We start from the raw sequence: 15,656 nt of genomic DNA on the forward strand, positions 1-15,656 counted from the left end.
CCGGCGATAGGTTCGGGGCCGTGGGGGAGTCTTTCGTACATCTGCACGTGCACACCGAGTATTCGATGCTCGACGGTGCGGCGCGCCTCGGCCCGCTGTTCGCCGAGGCGGCCCGGCTCGGCCAGCCGGCGCTGGCCATGACCGACCACGGCAACATGTTCGGCGCCCACGACTTCTACCATCAGGCCGTCCGGGCCGGGATCAGGCCGATCCTCGGCGTGGAGGCCTACCTGACGCCCGGCACCCACCGGCGCGACCGCACCCGGGTGCGGTGGGCCGACGGCGGGGAGAACGACGTCTCCGGCGGCGGCGCCTACACCCACCTGACACTCCTGGCCGCCGACGCCACCGGGCTGCGCAACCTGTTCCGGCTGTCGTCGCTGGCCAGCACCGAGGGCTATTTCTACAAGCCGCGCGCCGACCGGGAGCTGCTGCAGCGGCACGCACCGGGGGTGATCGCCACGACCGGCTGCCCGTCGGGGGAGATCCAGACCTGGCTGCGCATCGGCGACTTCGAGCGCGCGTGCGCGGCCGCCGGCGAGCTGCGCGACATCTTCGGCGCCGGCAACCTCTACCTGGAGCTCATGGACCACGGCCTCGACATCGAGACCCGGGTCCGCGCCGACCTGCTGCGCCTCGGCAAGCGGCTCGGGCTCACCCCGGTGGCCACCAACGACCTGCACTACACCTTCGCTGGCGACGCCGACGCCCACGAGGCGCTGCTCGCCGTGCAGTCGGCCACCACGCTCGCCGACCCGAAGCGCTTCAAGTTCGACGCCCGCGACTTCTACCTCAAGTCCGCGCAGGAGATGCGCCGGATCTGGGACGCCGAGGTCCCCGGCGCCTGCGACGCGACGCTGGCCATCGCCGAGCGGATCGGCGACTACGCCGAGGTCTTCGCGGCGCGCAGCCTCATGCCGAGCTTCCCGGTGCCGCCCGGCGAGACCGAGGACTCCCACCTGCGCGCCGAGGTCGGCCGCGGTCTCGCCCGGCGGTTCCCGAACGGGGTGCCCGAGCCGCACGCCCGGCAGGCCGACTACGAGCTCTCCGTGATCACCGGCGCCAGCCTCGCGGGCTATTTCCTCGTCGTCGCCGACCTCGTGGCGCACGCCCACCACGAGGGCATCCGGGTCGGCCCAGGCCGCGGCTCGGCGGCCGGCTCGCTGGTCGCCTTCGCGCTGGGCATCACCGAGCTCGACCCGCTCGCGCACGGGCTGCTCTTCGAGCGCTTCCTCAACCCGGAGCGCCCGAGCATGCCCGACATCGACATGGACTTCGACGAGCGCCGGCGCGGCGAGGTGATCCGTTACGCGACCGAGCAGTACGGCGCCGATCACGTCTCGCAGATCATCACCTACGGCACGATCAAGGCGAAGGCCGCCATCAAGGACGCCGCGCGCGTGCTGGGCTTCCCGTTCTCCCTCGGCGAGCGGATCAGCAAGGCCGTGCCGCCGCCGGTGCTCGGGCGCGACATGCCGCTGTCCGGGGTGTTCGACCCGGCCCACCCGCGGCACAAGGAGGGCGGCGAGCTGCGCCGGCTCTACGAGGCCGAGCCCGAGGTGCGCACCGTCGTCGACACCGCCCGCGGGCTGGAGGGGCTCAAGCGCCAGTGGGGCGTGCACGCCGCCGGGGTCATCCTGTCCCGCGAGCCGCTCCTCGAGGTGCTGCCGATCCAGCGGCGCGAGCAGGACGGCGCGATCATCACCCAGTGGGACATGGGCGCCTGCGAGGCGATGGGCCTGCTGAAGATGGACTTCCTCGGCCTGCGCAACCTCACGATCCTCGAAGACGCGCTCGAGGCGATCCGCCACAACCGGGGCGTCGACGTCGTCATCGAGGACGCGTCGCTGGAGGACGGGCCGACGTACGAGCTGCTGTCCCGCGGCGACACGCTCGGCGTCTTCCAGTTCGACGCCACGCCGGTCCGCCAGCTGCTGCGCGCGATGGCGCCCGACAGCTTCGCGGACATCTCCGCGGTCGGCGCGCTCTACCGGCCCGGGCCGATCGCCGCCAACGCGCACAACGAGTATGCCGACCGCAAGAACGGCCGCCGCCCGGTCACGCCCATCCACCCCGAGCTGGCCGAGCCCCTCGCGGACATCCTCGGCGACACCTACGGCCTGATCGTCTACCAGGAGCAGGTCATGGCGATCGCCCAGCGGGTCGCCGGCTACACCCTCGGCGCCGCCGACCGGCTGCGGCGGGCGATGGGCAAGAAGAAGAAGGAGATCCTCGACGAGGAGCTCACGCTGTTCGCGCCGGCCATGCGCGAGCGGGGCTACTCCGAGGGCGCGATCCGCACCCTGTGGGACATCCTCGTGCCGTTCTCCGACTACGCGTTCAACAAGGCGCACAGCGTGGCCTATGGGCTGGTGGCCTACTGGACGGCGTATCTCAAGGCCAACTTCCCGGCCGAGTACATGAGCGCCCTGCTCACCTCGGTCGGCGGCGACAAGGACCGCTCCGCCGTCTACCTCGCCGAGTGCCGGCACATGGGCATCCGGGTCCTGCCGCCCGACGTCAACTCCTCGCAGGGCCGCTTCGCCGCCGACGGCGCCGACATCCGCTTCGGCCTCGGCGCGATCCGCAACGTCGGCCCCGCCGCGGTCGAGGCGATCATCCGGGCCCGCCGGGAGAAGGGGGCGTATGCCGACTTCTACGACTTCCTGGGCAAGGTCGACCAGGTGGTCTGCAACCGCAAGACCATCGAGTCGCTCATCAAGGCGGGCGCCTTCGACTCCCTCGGCCACTCCCGCCGCGGCCTGCTCAGCGTCCACGCCGACGCCCTCGACGCGGTCATGGGCGTCAAGCGCAACGAGGCCATGGGGCAGTTCGACCTGTTCGGCGCCCCGCTCATGAGCGCCCCGCCGGTCCCGGCCATGGAGTGGGACAAGCCGGAGCGGCTCGCCTTCGAGCGCGAGATGCTCGGCCTCTACGTCTCCGACCACCCGCTGCGCGGCCTGGAGCACGTGCTGCGGGGCTCCGCCGACCGGCCGATCGCCGCGCTCGCCGAGGAGGGCACCGTCCCCGACGGGGCGGTCGTCCGCCTGGCCGGCATCCTCTCCGGCGTGCAGCGCAAGGTCACCCGGCAGGGGCGGCCGTGGGCGTCGGCGGTGCTGGAAGACCTGGACGGCAGCGTCGAGGTGATGTTCTTCCCCGACACCTATGAGCTCGTCGACCAATGGGTGGCGGAGGACGCGGTCGTGGCGGTGAAGGGGCGGGTGGACCGCCGGGAGGAGGCGCCGCGGCTGATGGCCATGGACCTGACGCTGCCCGACCTGACCCTGCCCCCGCCGAGCAGCGACGCCCCGCCTTCCGGTCATTCCGGACATCAGACTGACTCGCCGGGTTTGTCTGATCCGACCGGTTCGCCGGGCCCGGGGAGCGCGGCGGACTCGCTTGCCGGGTCGGGTCTCGCGCCTGGCAGGATGGGATCGTGAGCATCGCCCCGATTTCGCCCGTCGAAGAGCCGGAGGCCCCCGCGCCGGCGCGCGTGCCGATCGGGCGGGAGGTGCTGTTCGCCCTGCTCGCCGCCGTGATGGTCGCCGGCCTGGGCGCGCCGTTCGGCCTGCTGTGGTCGAGGCTCGCGCCGCACGTGGAGCTCGTGCAGACGCAATACGGCCCGTATCCCATCGAGGGCGAGCCCGAAGGCTACTGGGCCGACGACGGCTGGTTCATCCTGATGTCGATCGCGATGGGCGCCCTGATCGCCGTTGTCGCCTGGCTGCTGCTGCGCCGCTACCGGGGCCCGATCGTCCTGGCCGCCCTGGTGGTTGGCTCGGCCGGCGCCTCGGTCCTGGGCGCCTGGCTCGGCAACAAGGTCGGCTGGGCGCACTACGTCGACCTGGCCGAGCACGCCCCGGCCGACACCCACATCTTCCGCCCCGTGAAGCTGCGCACGGGGACGTCGAGCCTGCTGTTCGGCTTCATCCCGTGGGTGCGCGGCACGATGCTCGTCCAGGCCCTGGCGGCCGCCGCGGTGTACACGGGCCTGGCCGGCTTCCACGCCTCCCCGACGCTGCGCTACGACAACATGCCCGTCGAATACCTGGACCAGCCCGCCGGACCATACCCGGCCGCAGACCATCCCGATCAGCCTCAGCTGGGCGCGGACCAGCCGGGGTTCGCTCATCCGGATTCGCCCTCGCCGGCCTCGTTCGGTCCGCCAGCTTTTTCATCGCCCCCTTTCGGTCCGCCGGCGTCCCCGCCCTCGCCGGACCTGTCGGTGCCCGCGCTGCCGCCACCGGGAGCGAGCTGGGCCGACCCCGGGGCGCCTCCGCCGCCGGAGGCCCCGCGTGCCGACGTGCCGTCCTGGCCGGGGCCGGGTTCGTCATCCCCTTCGGCCGCGCCCGCACCTTCGCATCAACCCGAACCGCCGCGCTCCTGACCCAGGTTCGTATCCGCGGCCCGGCGGCCTCGGCCTCGCCTGGGTCTTCGGCCCCGTGCGGCCCGGACGGTGGGTGGACCAGAACGGGGCGTGATACGGCGATCTGCGCCGACCGGCGTGCGCGGTTCGCCGTGATCACGGAAGCGGTGTTCCGGCCTCGACCGGCTCTCAGTTCGGGCTGGAGGGAATCGCGAGGTCGGAGAGGGCGACGGGCACGGCGCGCACCTGGCCGAGGAGGGCGGCCTCCCGGCGCAGGAGGGCCCGCTCGGCCTTGAGCCGGCTGACCGTGTCCGGCTCGGCGAGCAGCGACTGGCGGTCCTCGAGTGTCAGCGAGGCCGTGGCCGCGACGAGGTGCGACAGCACGGTCGGGTCGTCGGGCAGCTGCTCCCCGTCGTCGTCGGCCCGCACCGCGCGCAGGTAGTCCTGGTAGGCGGCGAGCACGCCGGAGGCGAGCTCGCCCTCGCGGTCCGGCTCGCCCTTGGGCTCGGGGAGCCACTCGACCTCGCCGGTCAGATACGGCGTGTCGTTGCGAGCCAGCCTCAGCAGCCGGAACCGGCGCCGGCCGACCGTCATCAGGTCGAACCGGCCGTCGGGCAGCTCGGTGATCTGCCGGATCTCCGCGGCGCAGCCGATCTCGTACAGCGACAGCGACTCGCCGGCCGTGATCGTCGCGTCCGCAGACTCGGTCTGCCGGCCGACCTCCCAGCCGCGCCGGATCGCGACGACACCGAACTCGCGGGGCAGGTTCGCCGGGAGCTCGGTGAGATGCTGCACGAGGGTGCGGTACCGCGGCTCGAAGACGTGCAGCGGCAGCACCAGCCCGGGAAACAAGACCGTGCCGAGCGGAAAGAGCGGCAGGAGCGTCCGCTCCGGTTCGTTCGCTGCTTCCACGAGCCGAAGCGTAGCCGAGCGCGGACCAGGCGGCCCTCGGGAGAGGGTCTTGAGAATTCACGGCCGTCGGCGGCCAGGACGTCGGTCGCCTCGTGCACCGAGTGGTGCCCGGCCGCGTCGTTGCCACCGGCCGTCGCGCCACCGTCTCCCGTCCTCGGCCGCCGCAGCAGCCGGGGGAGCTCACCTGGCAAAGATCCCGACAGCCCGCAGGGCGGGACGGCGACGCATAACAGCTGGCGGCGCCGAATAGACTCGCAAGGGTGTTGAACCGGATCGACCTGCGCGGCTCCGCCGAGGACCCGCGCCGTCTGCTGCCCCGAGCCGCCATCGACGTATCCGTCGCCACCGAGCAGGTGCGTCCGACCGTCGAAGCGGTCCGCGAGCATGGCGCGAGCGCGATCCGCGAGGCGACACATCGCTTCGACGGTGTCGAGGTCAAGCAGCTGCGGGTGCCGAAGGAGGAGATCGAGCGGGCCGAGGCCGAGCTCGATCCGGGGGTGCGCGCCGCGCTGCTGGAGTCGATCGCGCGCGCCCGCAAGGTACACGACGATCAGCGCCGCACCGAGGTCACGACCGTCCTCGGCGAGGGCGGCACGGTGACCCAGCGGTGGCTGCCGGTGGGCCGCGTCGGGCTGTACGTGCCGGGCGGCCTGGCCGTCTACCCGTCGAGCGTGGTCATGAACGTGGTGCCGGCCCAGGCGGCCGGGGTGGCCTCGATCGCGGTGACGAGCCCGCCGCAGAAGGACACGGGCCTGCCCAACCGCAACATCCTGGCGGCGTGCGCGCTGCTGGGGGTGGACGAGGTGTACACGGTGGGCGGCGCGCAGGCGATCGCCATGTTCGGATACGGGTTCACCGACGAGGAGCCGGCGTGCGCGCCGGTCGACATGATCACCGGGCCGGGCAACATCTGGGTGACGGCGGCGAAGCGGATGCTGCGCGGGACGGTCGGCATCGACGCCGAGGCCGGGCCGACCGAGATCGCGATCCTCGCTGACGACAGCGCCGACCCGCGGCACGTGGCCGCGGACCTGATCAGCCAGGCCGAGCACGACCCGCTGGCGGCGAGCGTGCTGGTCACCACGTCGGTGGAGCTGGCCGACGCGGTCGACGCCGAGGTCGCGCGGCAGGTCGCCGCGACCAAGCACGTGCAGCGCGTGACCGAGGCGCTGAGCGGCCCGCAGTCGGCGACGGTGCTCGTGGGCGACCTGGACCAGGGGCTGCGGGTGGTCGACGCGTATGCCGCGGAGCACCTGGAGATCCAGACCCGCGACCCGCGGACCGTGGCGGAGCGGGTGCGCAGCGCCGGCGCGATCTTCGTGGGCGCCTGGTCGCCCGTCTCGCTCGGCGACTACTGCGCGGGCTCCAACCACGTCCTGCCGACCGGCGGCTGCGCGCGGCACTCGTCCGGGCTGTCGACGCAGACGTTCCTGCGCGGGGTGCAGCTGATCGAGTACTCGCACGACGCCCTCCAGCAGGTCGCGCCCCACGTGGTGGCGCTGTCCGACGCCGAGGACCTGCCGGCGCACGGCGCGGCGGTGAAGGTGCGGTTCCACGGATGACGACGCTCGACGATCTGCCGTTGCGCGACGAGCTGCGGGGCATGACGCCGTACGGCGCGCCCCAGCTGGACGTGGCCGTCCGCCTGAACACGAACGAGAACTCCTATCCGGTACCGGATGCGGCCGTCGCGGAGATGGAGAAGTCGCTGGCCGGCGTGCTGCGCGACCTCAACCGGTATCCGGACCGGGACGCGGTGGCGCTGCGCACCGACCTCGCTGAGTATCTGAGCCGTAATACGCACGGTCCCAGGCTCACCTGGCGCAACCTGTGGGCGGCCAACGGCTCCAACGAGATCCAGCAGCAGCTGCTGCAGACCTTCGCCGGGCCGGGGCGCACCGCGCTGGGCTTCACCCCGTCGTACTCGATGCATCCGCTGCTGGCCGCGGGCACCGGCACGACCTGGGTCGACGGGCGGCGCGCCGCCGACTTCGCCCTGACCGCCGAGCACGCCGTCGCGAAGGTCCGCGAGGTGCGGCCCGACCTGGTCTTCCTCTGCTCGCCGAACAATCCGACCGGCACGGCGCTGCCGCTGGAGGTCGTCGAGGCGGTCGCGGAGGCGGCCGAGGGCATGGTCGTCGTGGACGAGGCCTACGCGGAGTTCGCCCGCAAGGGCACCGTCTTCGCGCTGAGCCTCGTCGAGCGGTACCCCCGCCTGGTCGTGACGCGCACGATGAGCAAGGCGTTCGCGCTGGCCGGCGGGCGGGTCGGCTACCTGGCCGCCGACCCGGCCGTGGTCGACGCGGTGCAGCTGGTGCGCCTGCCGTACCACCTCAGCGCCATGACCCAGGCGGTCGCCCGGGCCGCGCTGGCGCACACCGACGCGCTGCTGTCCACCGTGGACGCGGTCAAGGAGCAGCGCGACCGGATCGTCGCCACGCTGCTCGACTGGGGGCTCCCCGTCGCCGACAGCGACGCCAACTTCGTGCTGTTCGGCGCGCCGCGCGGGGACAGCAAGGGGGTTTGGCAGGCCCTGCTGGACCGGGGCGTGCTCATCCGCGACGTCGGCCTGCCGGGCTGGCTGCGCGTCACCGCCGGCACGCCGGAGGAGACCTCCGCCTTCCTGAACGCACTCGAGGAGTTGTTGTGAGCGGTTCGAAGCGGAGCGGAGAGGCCGCTCACCAGGGGCGCAGGTTTGACTCGCGCCGTGGCCGGAGCGAAGCGGAGGTGTCGGCGTGAGCCGGACCGGACGCGTCGAGCGCGTTACCAAGGAGACGAAGGTCCTGGTCGAGCTCGACCTCGACGGCACCGGCGTCGGGGAGATCTCCACCGGCGTGGGCTTCTACGACCACATGCTCAACCAGATCGCCAAGCACGGCGGGTTCGATCTGCGGGTACACACCGTGGGGGATCTGGAGATCGACGCGCACCACACCGTCGAGGACACCGCGCTCGCGCTCGGCGCCGCGTTCGCCGAGGCGCTCGGGGACAAGGCCGGCGTGACCCGGTACGGCCACGCGCAGGTGCCGCTGGACGAGGTGCTCGCCTCGGCGGTGGTGGACCTGTCCGGCCGGCCGTACGTGGTGCACGACGAGCCGGCGAACATCGCCCCGCACATCGGCGGCAACTACCCGACCAGCCTGACCCGGCACATCTGGGAGTCCTTCGGGCACTCGGCGCGGGTGACGCTGCACGTGAGCATCCTGCGGGCGGGCCGGCACGGCGCCCAGCCCGACGCGCACCACATCGTCGAGGCGCAGTTCAAGGCGGTCGCCCGGGCGCTGCGGCAGGCGTGCGCGATCGACCCGCGCAACGCGGGCGCGGTGCCGAGCACCAAGGGCGCGCTGTGAGCATCGCCCTGCTCGCGCTGGCCGGCCTGCTGCTCGGCGGGGCGCTGTCGCTGCGGCAGCAGAGCAAGTCGAAGGTGCCGTTCGTGATCACGCTGCTGCTGGCCGCGCTGTCGGCGGCCGGCGGCCTGCTGTGGTTGTGAGAAGGGAGGTCAATCCGTGGCAAAACGGGTAGTGATTCTCGACTACGGCTCGGGCAACCTCCGTTCGGCGGAGCGGGCTGTCGCGCGGGTCGGCGCCGACGTCGAGGTCACCGACGACCTCGGCAAGGCGGCGCGGGCCGACGGCCTGGTGGTGCCCGGCGTCGGGGCCTACGCGGCGTGCATGGCCGGCATCGAGCAGCTCGGCGCCGGCCCGACGATCGCCGAGCGGGTCCGCGCCGGCGCGCCGGTGCTCGGCATTTGCGTTGGCATGCAGATCCTGTTCGCCTCCGGCGAGGAGCACGGCGTGGTCACCAAGGGCCTGGGCCTGGCGCCCGGAGAGGTGACGGTCCTGCACGCGCCGGTCGTGCCGCACATGGGCTGGAACACCGTGACCTGGCCGCAGGACACGGTGCTCGGCGCGGGCCTGCCCGCCGACACCCGGTTCTACTTCGTGCACTCCTACGCCCCGACGGTGATCGACGCGCAGGCACACGATGCCAGGAGACAGGCCGGCGTGCGGGTGGCCACGGCGGTGCACGGCGAGCCGTTCGTCGCGGCGTTCGAGACCGACGTGCTGCGCGCGACCCAGTTCCACCCGGAGAAGTCCGGCGACGCGGGCGCCACGCTGCTGGCCAACTGGCTCGGAACGCTCTGAGAATGTGAGCAGATCGTGAGCAAGGCGTGAGTAAAGAACGAGCGAAGCGGCGCGCGCTGCTGGAGGCGGAGCGCGCCGAGCGCATGCGCCGCAACGAGCGCAAACGCGCGCGCCGGGCCGCGATGCGGCGGCTGGTGCCGAAGGTGCGCATCGGGCGAACCGGTAAGCTCTTCGCACGCCGGTCCCGCGCGCAGCGGTCGGTCATCGTCACCCTCGTGCTGGTGGTCCTGACCCTCGTGTGGCTGTTCATCGACTCGATAGCGGCCCGGATCGGCATCAGCGCGCTCGTCATCGTCGCCACACCGGCGCTCACCGTGCTCGTCCTTGACCGCCGAATCTGACCGCCGAATCTGACCGCCGAATCTGACCGCCGGATCTGACCGAAGGATCTGAACCATGGCTCTGCAGCTCCTGCCCGCCGTCGACGTCGCCGACGGCCAGGCGGTCCGCCTCGTCCAGGGCGCCGCCGGCAGCGAAACGACGTACGGCGACCCGCTCGAGGCCGCGCTGGCCTGGCAGCGGCAGGGCGCCGAGTGGATCCACCTCGTCGACCTCGACGCCGCGTTCGGGCGTGGGTCCAACGCGGCCCTGCTGGCCGACGTGGTGCGGCGCCTCGACGTCCAGGTGGAGCTGTCCGGCGGCATCCGCGACGAGGCGTCGCTGAGGGCGGCCCTGTCCACCGGCGCGACCCGGGTGAACCTCGGCACCGCGGCGCTGGAGAACCCGGACTGGTGCGACCACGTCTGCGCCACCTACGGCGACCAGGTCGCGGTCGGCCTGGACGTGCGCGGCCACCAGCTCGCCGCGCGGGGCTGGACGAAGGAGGGCGGCGACCTGTTCGAGGTGCTCGACCGCCTGGAGAAGGCCGGCTGCGCGCGATACGTGGTGACCGACGTGATGCGCGACGGCACACTGACCGGCCCCAACCTGACCCTGCTGCTGGAGGTGACCGGCCGGACCAAGAAGCCGGTGATCGCCAGCGGCGGCGTGTCGAAGCTCGACGACCTACGCCAGCTCGCCGCGCTCGAGCCGGCCGGGGTCGAGGGCGTGATCGTCGGCAAGGCGCTGTACGCCGGGGCCTTCACGGTCTCCGAGGCACTGCAGGTGCTGGAGGAGTCGGCATGACCGGTCCGGAGCGAAGCGGAGGGGCCGGTCATCGTAGGCTCAGGTCCAAGTCATGCCGCACCCGGAGCGAAGCGGAGGTTTCGGCATGACCGGTCCGGAGCGGAGCGGAGGGGCCGGTCATCGGGAATGCAGGTCCAAGTCATGCCGCTGCCGGAGCGAAGCGGAGGTTTCGGCATGACCGTTGCGGTGCGGGTGATTCCCTGCCTGGACGTCGATGCTGGGCGGGTGGTCAAGGGGGTCAACTTCCTCAACCTCCGTGACGCCGGCGACCCGGTCGAGCTGGGGGCCGCCTACGACGCCGCGGGCGCCGACGAGCTGGTGTTCCTGGACGTGACCGCCTCGTCGGACGGGCGCGCGACGATGCTCGACGTGGTCCGCCGTACCGCCGAAACGGTCTTCATCCCGCTGACCGTCGGCGGCGGCGTCCGTAGTGTCGGCGACGTCGACACGCTGCTGCGCGCCGGCGCCGACAAGGTTGGTGTCAACACCGCCGCGATCGCCCGCCCGGAGCTGATCGCGGAGATCGCGCAGCGTTTCGGCAACCAGGTGCTCACGCTGTCGCTGGACGTGCGCCGCTCGGCGAGCCAGCCGAGCGGCTTCGAGGTCACCACCCACGGCGGGCGCCGCGGCGCGGGGCTCGACGCGGTCGAGTGGGCGGCGCGGGTGGCCGAGCTCGGCGCCGGCGAGATCCTGCTCAACTCGATGGACGCCGACGGTACCAAGGATGGCTTCGACCTGGAGCTGATCCGCGCGGTGCGCGCGGTCGTCAGCATCCCGGTCATCGCCAGCGGCGGCGCCGGGAAGGTCGACGATTTCGCCCCGGCCGTCGCGGCCGGCGCCGACGCCGTGCTCGCCGCGAGCGTGTTCCACTTCGGCGAGCTGGCGATCGGCGACGTGAAGACCGCCCTGCGGGAGGCCGGCCACCCGATCCGTTAGCCGGCCTTCCCCAGTCCGTCTCCTTTAGCTGGCCTTCTTTCCGGCGGCCACGGCGATGCCGACGATCCATCCGACGAAGAGTCCGTACCCGGACGCCGCGGCGGCCGCGTTGAGCGCCCCCAGCATCGTCGGGTTGGCGACGATGAACGTGGTCGTGAACGCGGCCAGCGCGGCGCCGAAGATCAGCGCCGCCCAGCCGATGACGAACGCGCCGCCGCCACCGGCCACCGCCCGGGCCGAGACGGACAGCACCAGCGCGACGAAGAGGATCAACAGCAGCGCCCGCAGATCGTTCGCGAGCAGCTCCCGGGCCGCGGCGCCGGAGTCGTCGTGCGGGGTGACCCACCACCGCGGCCAGGCCAACATGCGCAGGAAGAATCCCCATACGGTCGACCCGTCGCTGTGCCGGTCGACCCATTCCGTGAAGATCTGGTTGCCGAAGATGAGCACCAGGAGCAGCGCCGCCAGGATGCCTGCGCCGGTCGCCGTCCGGGAACGGAAGAGGGCCATACCAATGAATGTAAGGGGCGGCTCGAAAATCCGCTGAGATGAATACGGTGAATGAGCCCAGTGGGCGGCCCGAGCTCTAGACCACGTGCACCACGTCCTGGCCGGGCACCCACTCGGGGAGGTCGCCGAAGGGGGCTGCGGAGCCGGCGCGGTGGTGCCAGGCGTCCTGGAGGGCCGCGACGGTGGCGCCGATCGCGGGCCGGACGCCGGCCGCGGCGCGCCACGCGACGGACACCCGCCGGGCCGCCTCCGGGGTGACCGGGCGGGCCACGGCGCCGGCCGGCAGCGAGGTGCGGGCCAGGCGCGGTACGAACGCCACGCCGAGCCCCTCGGCCACGAAGGTCAGCTGCGTCTCGAACTCGTTGACCAGGATCGAAGGGCGCAGCCCGGGGAGCATCCGCAGCAGCCACTCGTGGCAGACGGTGCCCGGCTTCGAGCCGATCCAGCGCTCCTCGCGGACCTCGTCGAGGGTCACCGGCCCGGTGCCGAACGCCAGTGGGTGCCCGGCCGGCAGGATCAGGTCGCCGACGTCCAGGCCGAGTTCGACGCTGGCGATCCCCGGCGGGTAGGTCACCGGGATCTCCAGCCACTCGTCGATGAGGGCCACGTCGATGATGCCGCGCAGGATGCCGTCGAAGCTCGCCTCCCGGTCGGTCTCCAGCAGCGTCGGCTCCAGGCCCGGGTGCTCGGCGGCGAGCCGGCGCAGCGCGTGGGGGAGCAGGCCGCGGCACGCGGTCGGGAACGACGAGACGCTCAGCCGGCCCGACACGGTCTCCTGGTGCGCGGCCAGGGCCGCCTCGGCCTCCTCGACCGTGGCGAGCACCCTCCCGGCGTGCTCGGCGAGGATCCGGCCGGCCTCGGTGAGCCGCAGCCGCCGCCCGTCCTTCTCCACGAGCGTGGCCTTCGTCTCACGCTCGAGCTTCGCGATGTGCTGGGAGATCGCCGACGGCGTGCAGTGCAGCGCGCCCGCGGCGGCCGTGACCGTGCCGAAGGTCTGCACCGCGCGCAAGGCCTGGAGCCGGGAAAGGTCAAGCATGAAGCAATGCTAAAACAACGATGCAGAAGTTTTCGATGGTACTTCACGTTTGTCGGGCCAATCATCGAGGCATGAAACCTCGCGACCTCGCCCTGGCGATCCTGGTGACCGTCATCTGGGGCGTCAACTTCGTGGTCATCCACGTGGGCCTGGACAGCATGTCGCCGCTGCTGTTCTGCGCGCTGCGCTTCGGCGTGGCCGCCCTGCCGGCGGTGTTCCTCGTCGGCCGGCCGCGGGCGCCGTGGCGCTGGGTGATCGCCACCGGCGTGGCGCTGGGCGTGGTCAAGTTCTCGCTGCTCTTCGCGGGCATGGCGGCCGGACTGCCGTCCGGGCTCTCCGCATTGGTACTGCAGAGCCAGGTCGTCTTCACGCTCGTCTTCGCCACCGTCCTGCTGCGCGACCGCCCGGGCCCGCGGCGCGTCGCCGGCGTGGTGCTGGCCGGCGCCGGGATCGTGCTCATCGCCACACAGCTGGGCCTGGATCGCCCGCTCGGCGCGTTCCTGCTGGTCGTGGCGGCCGGCGCGGCCTGGGGCCTGGCGAACATCGCGATGCGTAAGGCCTCGGCGACGAACATGCTGAACTTCATGGTGTGGGTGAGCGCGGTCGCGACCCCGCCGCTGATCCTGCTCACGCTGACCGTCGACGGCCCGGCGTACGTCTGGGGCGCCCTGAAGGGCCTGGACCTGACCGCGGCCGGCGCGATCGCCTACATCGCCTACCTCAGCACGCTGCTCGGCTTCGGCGTCTGGGGCCGGCTCATCGCCCGCTACGGCGCCGGTACCGTCGCGCCCTTCGCCGCCCTCGCGCCGGTCTTCGCGATCCTGTCCTCGGCGCTGTTCCTGCACGAGCGGATCCACTGGTACGACCTCGTCGGCGGCGCGGCGATCCTCGGCGGGGTGCTGCTGGGCGCGACCGGACGGCCGCGAGTGGACCCCAAATCCGACGCGGAATTGGACTTGCCCGCCGAGCCAGTGCGTGCCAGTCTGAGGCCAATCGGTCGGGTCTGAATAGCCAATCAAGGAGGACTGGCCTTGTCTGCGATCGTCCGCGGCGCGCAACTGGCCCGCATGCTCAACGCCTGGCAGGTCGCCGTCGGGGTGCGCGGCCCCGGCGGGCGCCGCCCGGAGTACGTCGTGCTCGCCAACGCCGTGCGCGGCCTGCTCATCGACGGCCGGCTGGCCCTGGGCGTGCGGCTGCCCGCCGAACGGGAGCTCGCGGCGGCGCTGGGCATCAGCCGTACCACCGTGACCGCCGCATATCGGGAACTGCGCGAGAGCGGGCACGTGTCCAGCCGCCGCGGCGCCGGGAGCTGGACCGAGCTGCCGGCCGGGCACCGGGTCGGCACCTCCGGGCTGTGGACCCCCAGCGACGACGCGGGCCTGATCGACCTGGGCTGCGCGGCGATGCCGGCCCCGCCGGAGCTGTCCGCGGCCGCCGCCGAGGCCGTCGCCGACCTCGAGCCGTACCTGTGCGGCCCCGGATACCAGCCGGCCGGGCTGCTCGTGCTGCGGGAGGTGGTGGCCCGCCACTACACCGAGCGCGGGCTGCCGACCGAGCCCGACCAGGTGATGATCACCGGTGGCGTGCAGCAGGCCCTCGACCTGCTGCTGCGGCTGCTCGTCGCGCCCGGGCAGCGCGCCCTGGTGGAGACGCCCACATACCCCAACGCGCTGAGCGCGTTCCTGGCCGGCCGGGCGCGGCTCAGCGCGTACGCGATCGGCCCCGACGGCTGGGACGCCGACCTGCTGCTGTCGACGGTCCGCGCGGCGCAGGCCCGGGTCGCCTACCTCATCTCCGACTTCCACAACCCGACCGGCCACCTCATGCCGGCGTCGCTGCGCGAGCGGCTCCCCTCGGCCGCGCACGCCGCCGGCACCGACCTGATCGTCGACGAGTCGTTCGTCGACCTGGCCCTGGACCCCGAGCTCACCGACGGCGGGATGCCGCCCGCGGTGGCCGCGTTCGACCGCACCGCGCGGGTGCTCACGATCGGCGGGATGAGCAAGGCCTTCTGGGGTGGCCTGCGCATCGGCTGGGTGCGCGGCCCGGCGCCGCTCATCGCCCGGCTCGCCGCGGCCCGCGTCGGCGTCGACATGGCCTCGCCGGTGCTCGACCAGCTCGTCGCCACCCGCCTGCTGCAGCGCCGCGACACGATCGTCGCCGCGCGCCGCAAGCAGCTGCTGGTGCAGCGCGACACGCTCGCCGCGGCGCTGCGCGCGGAGCTGCCGGACTGGCGCTTCGTGCTGCCCCGCGGCGGCATGGTCATCTGGGCGGAGCTCGACGCGCCGGTGTCCAGCGCCCTGGCCCGCTCCGCGGAGGAGCTCGGGGTGCGGGTCGCGCCCGGGCCCCGCTTCGGCGCGGACGGGACGATGGAGCGGTTCATGCGCCTGCCGTACACGCTGCCGGAGGCCGACCTGGTCGAGGCGGTGCGCCGGCTCGCCGAGGCCCGCACCGACCTTGACCGCCCGCGCCGGCACTCCTGGTCGACGCCGGCGGTCGTGGCCTGACTACCCACGCTCGCCGGACGCGGGGGGGGGGGGGGGGGGGGGGGGGGGGGGGGGGGGGGGGCCCGGGGGGGGGGGGGGGGGGGGGGGGGGGGGGTTGGGGGTGGCGGGGCCGGGCCGGC

The 15,656-nt window shown here is 72.9% G+C and carries 14 protein-coding genes and 1 pseudogene; 12 read left to right on the forward strand and 3 right to left on the reverse strand.

Going from position 1 to position 15,656, the window contains the following annotated elements:
- Nucleotides 1-20: 20 nt before the first annotated feature.
- Both dnaE and ACGFI8_RS31765 read left to right on the forward strand, forming a co-directional pair.
- Nucleotides 21-3,284, forward strand: a pseudogene (gene dnaE, locus ACGFI8_RS31760) (DNA polymerase III subunit alpha); the annotation flags it as partial.
- Nucleotides 3,285-3,436: 152 nt separating this feature from the next.
- Nucleotides 3,437-4,387, forward strand: coding sequence for a hypothetical protein (locus ACGFI8_RS31765; RefSeq protein ID WP_392810471.1), 951 nt, complete (start codon nt 3,437-3,439; stop codon nt 4,385-4,387).
- 168 nt (nt 4,388-4,555) lie between these two features.
- Here the strand turns inward: ACGFI8_RS31765 and ACGFI8_RS31770 are convergent, their stop codons facing one another.
- Nucleotides 4,556-5,278 (reverse strand): LON peptidase substrate-binding domain-containing protein, encoded by a 723-nt coding sequence (locus ACGFI8_RS31770; protein ID WP_392810472.1) that lies wholly within the window; start codon nt 5,276-5,278, stop codon nt 4,556-4,558.
- Nucleotides 5,279-5,538: 260 nt separating this feature from the next.
- On the opposite strand from ACGFI8_RS31770, the gene hisD reads away from it, so the two are divergent.
- From hisD to hisF, 8 genes are all read left to right on the forward strand, one after another.
- Nucleotides 5,539-6,840, forward strand: coding sequence for a histidinol dehydrogenase (hisD, locus tag ACGFI8_RS31775; protein ID WP_392810473.1), 1,302 nt, complete (start codon nt 5,539-5,541; stop codon nt 6,838-6,840).
- On the forward strand, nt 6,837-7,928 hold the full coding sequence (locus ACGFI8_RS31780; protein WP_392810474.1) for a histidinol-phosphate transaminase: 1,092 nt from the start codon (nt 6,837-6,839) through the stop codon (nt 7,926-7,928). Before hisD ends, ACGFI8_RS31780 begins: the two co-directional genes overlap by 4 nt.
- A gap of 85 nt (nt 7,929-8,013) precedes the next feature.
- Nucleotides 8,014-8,628, forward strand: a complete 615-nt coding sequence (gene hisB, locus ACGFI8_RS31785) for an imidazoleglycerol-phosphate dehydratase HisB (protein ID WP_392810475.1) — start codon at nt 8,014-8,016, stop codon at nt 8,626-8,628.
- On the forward strand, nt 8,625-8,768 hold the full coding sequence (locus ACGFI8_RS31790; protein WP_392810476.1) for a hypothetical protein: 144 nt from the start codon (nt 8,625-8,627) through the stop codon (nt 8,766-8,768). The genes hisB and ACGFI8_RS31790 overlap by 4 nt, the downstream gene beginning before the upstream one ends.
- Nucleotides 8,769-8,784: 16 nt before the next feature.
- The gene (hisH, locus tag ACGFI8_RS31795) at nt 8,785-9,423 is read left to right on the forward strand and encodes an imidazole glycerol phosphate synthase subunit HisH (RefSeq protein WP_392810477.1); all 639 of its coding nucleotides are present in this window, start codon (nt 8,785-8,787) and stop codon (nt 9,421-9,423) included.
- Between the two features lie 26 nt (nt 9,424-9,449).
- The gene (locus tag ACGFI8_RS31800; RefSeq protein WP_392810478.1) at nt 9,450-9,764 is read left to right on the forward strand and encodes a hypothetical protein; all 315 of its coding nucleotides are present in this window, start codon (nt 9,450-9,452) and stop codon (nt 9,762-9,764) included.
- Nucleotides 9,765-9,819: 55 nt separating this feature from the next.
- Entirely contained in the window at nt 9,820-10,548 is a 729-nt protein-coding gene (priA, locus tag ACGFI8_RS31805; protein ID WP_392810479.1) for a bifunctional 1-(5-phosphoribosyl)-5-((5-phosphoribosylamino)methylideneamino)imidazole-4-carboxamide isomerase/phosphoribosylanthranilate isomerase PriA, read from the forward strand.
- A gap of 174 nt (nt 10,549-10,722) precedes the next feature.
- Complete coding sequence (hisF, locus tag ACGFI8_RS31810; RefSeq protein WP_392810480.1) at nt 10,723-11,484, forward strand: imidazole glycerol phosphate synthase subunit HisF; 762 nt, start codon at nt 10,723-10,725, stop codon at nt 11,482-11,484.
- Between the two features lie 24 nt (nt 11,485-11,508).
- Here hisF and ACGFI8_RS31815 read toward each other — a convergent pair whose 3' ends face one another.
- Together ACGFI8_RS31815 and ACGFI8_RS31820 are read right to left on the reverse strand one after the other, a co-directional pair.
- Nucleotides 11,509-11,994 carry a hypothetical protein gene (locus ACGFI8_RS31815; RefSeq protein WP_392810481.1) on the reverse strand — a complete coding sequence of 162 codons (486 nt, stop codon included), beginning with the start codon at nt 11,992-11,994 and terminating at the stop codon, nt 11,509-11,511.
- A 76-nt stretch (nt 11,995-12,070) separates the two neighbouring features.
- Complete coding sequence (locus tag ACGFI8_RS31820; protein WP_392810482.1) at nt 12,071-13,030, reverse strand: LysR family transcriptional regulator; 960 nt, start codon at nt 13,028-13,030, stop codon at nt 12,071-12,073.
- Between the two features lie 71 nt (nt 13,031-13,101).
- Between ACGFI8_RS31820 and ACGFI8_RS31825 the strand changes: the two genes are divergently transcribed.
- Complete coding sequence (locus ACGFI8_RS31825) at nt 13,102-14,037, forward strand: EamA family transporter (RefSeq protein ID WP_392810483.1); 936 nt, start codon at nt 13,102-13,104, stop codon at nt 14,035-14,037.
- 24 nt (nt 14,038-14,061) lie between these two features.
- Nucleotides 14,062-15,537 (forward strand): PLP-dependent aminotransferase family protein, encoded by a 1,476-nt coding sequence (locus tag ACGFI8_RS31830; protein ID WP_392810484.1) that lies wholly within the window; start codon nt 14,062-14,064, stop codon nt 15,535-15,537.
- The last annotated feature ends 119 nt before the right edge of the window (nt 15,538-15,656 follow it).

This window comes from Dactylosporangium sp. NPDC048998, from assembly GCF_043197855.1.
Classification (GTDB): Bacteria; Actinomycetota; Actinomycetes; order Mycobacteriales; family Micromonosporaceae; genus Dactylosporangium.

Excerpts from the sequence above, each read along its gene's own strand:
- ACGFI8_RS31780 (WP_392810474.1), top strand. The coding sequence starts at position 6,837 with ATGACGACGCTCGACGATCTGCCGTTGCGCGACGAGCTGCGGGGCATG.
- priA (WP_392810479.1), top strand. The coding sequence starts at position 9,820 with ATGGCTCTGCAGCTCCTGCCCGCCGTCGACGTCGCCGACGGCCAGGCG.
- hisF (WP_392810480.1), top strand. The coding sequence starts at position 10,723 with ATGACCGTTGCGGTGCGGGTGATTCCCTGCCTGGACGTCGATGCTGGG.
- ACGFI8_RS31815 (WP_392810481.1), bottom strand. The coding sequence starts at position 11,994 with ATGGCCCTCTTCCGTTCCCGGACGGCGACCGGCGCAGGCATCCTGGCG.
- ACGFI8_RS31820 (WP_392810482.1), bottom strand. The coding sequence starts at position 13,030 with ATGCTTGACCTTTCCCGGCTCCAGGCCTTGCGCGCGGTGCAGACCTTC.
- ACGFI8_RS31825 (WP_392810483.1), top strand. The coding sequence starts at position 13,102 with ATGAAACCTCGCGACCTCGCCCTGGCGATCCTGGTGACCGTCATCTGG.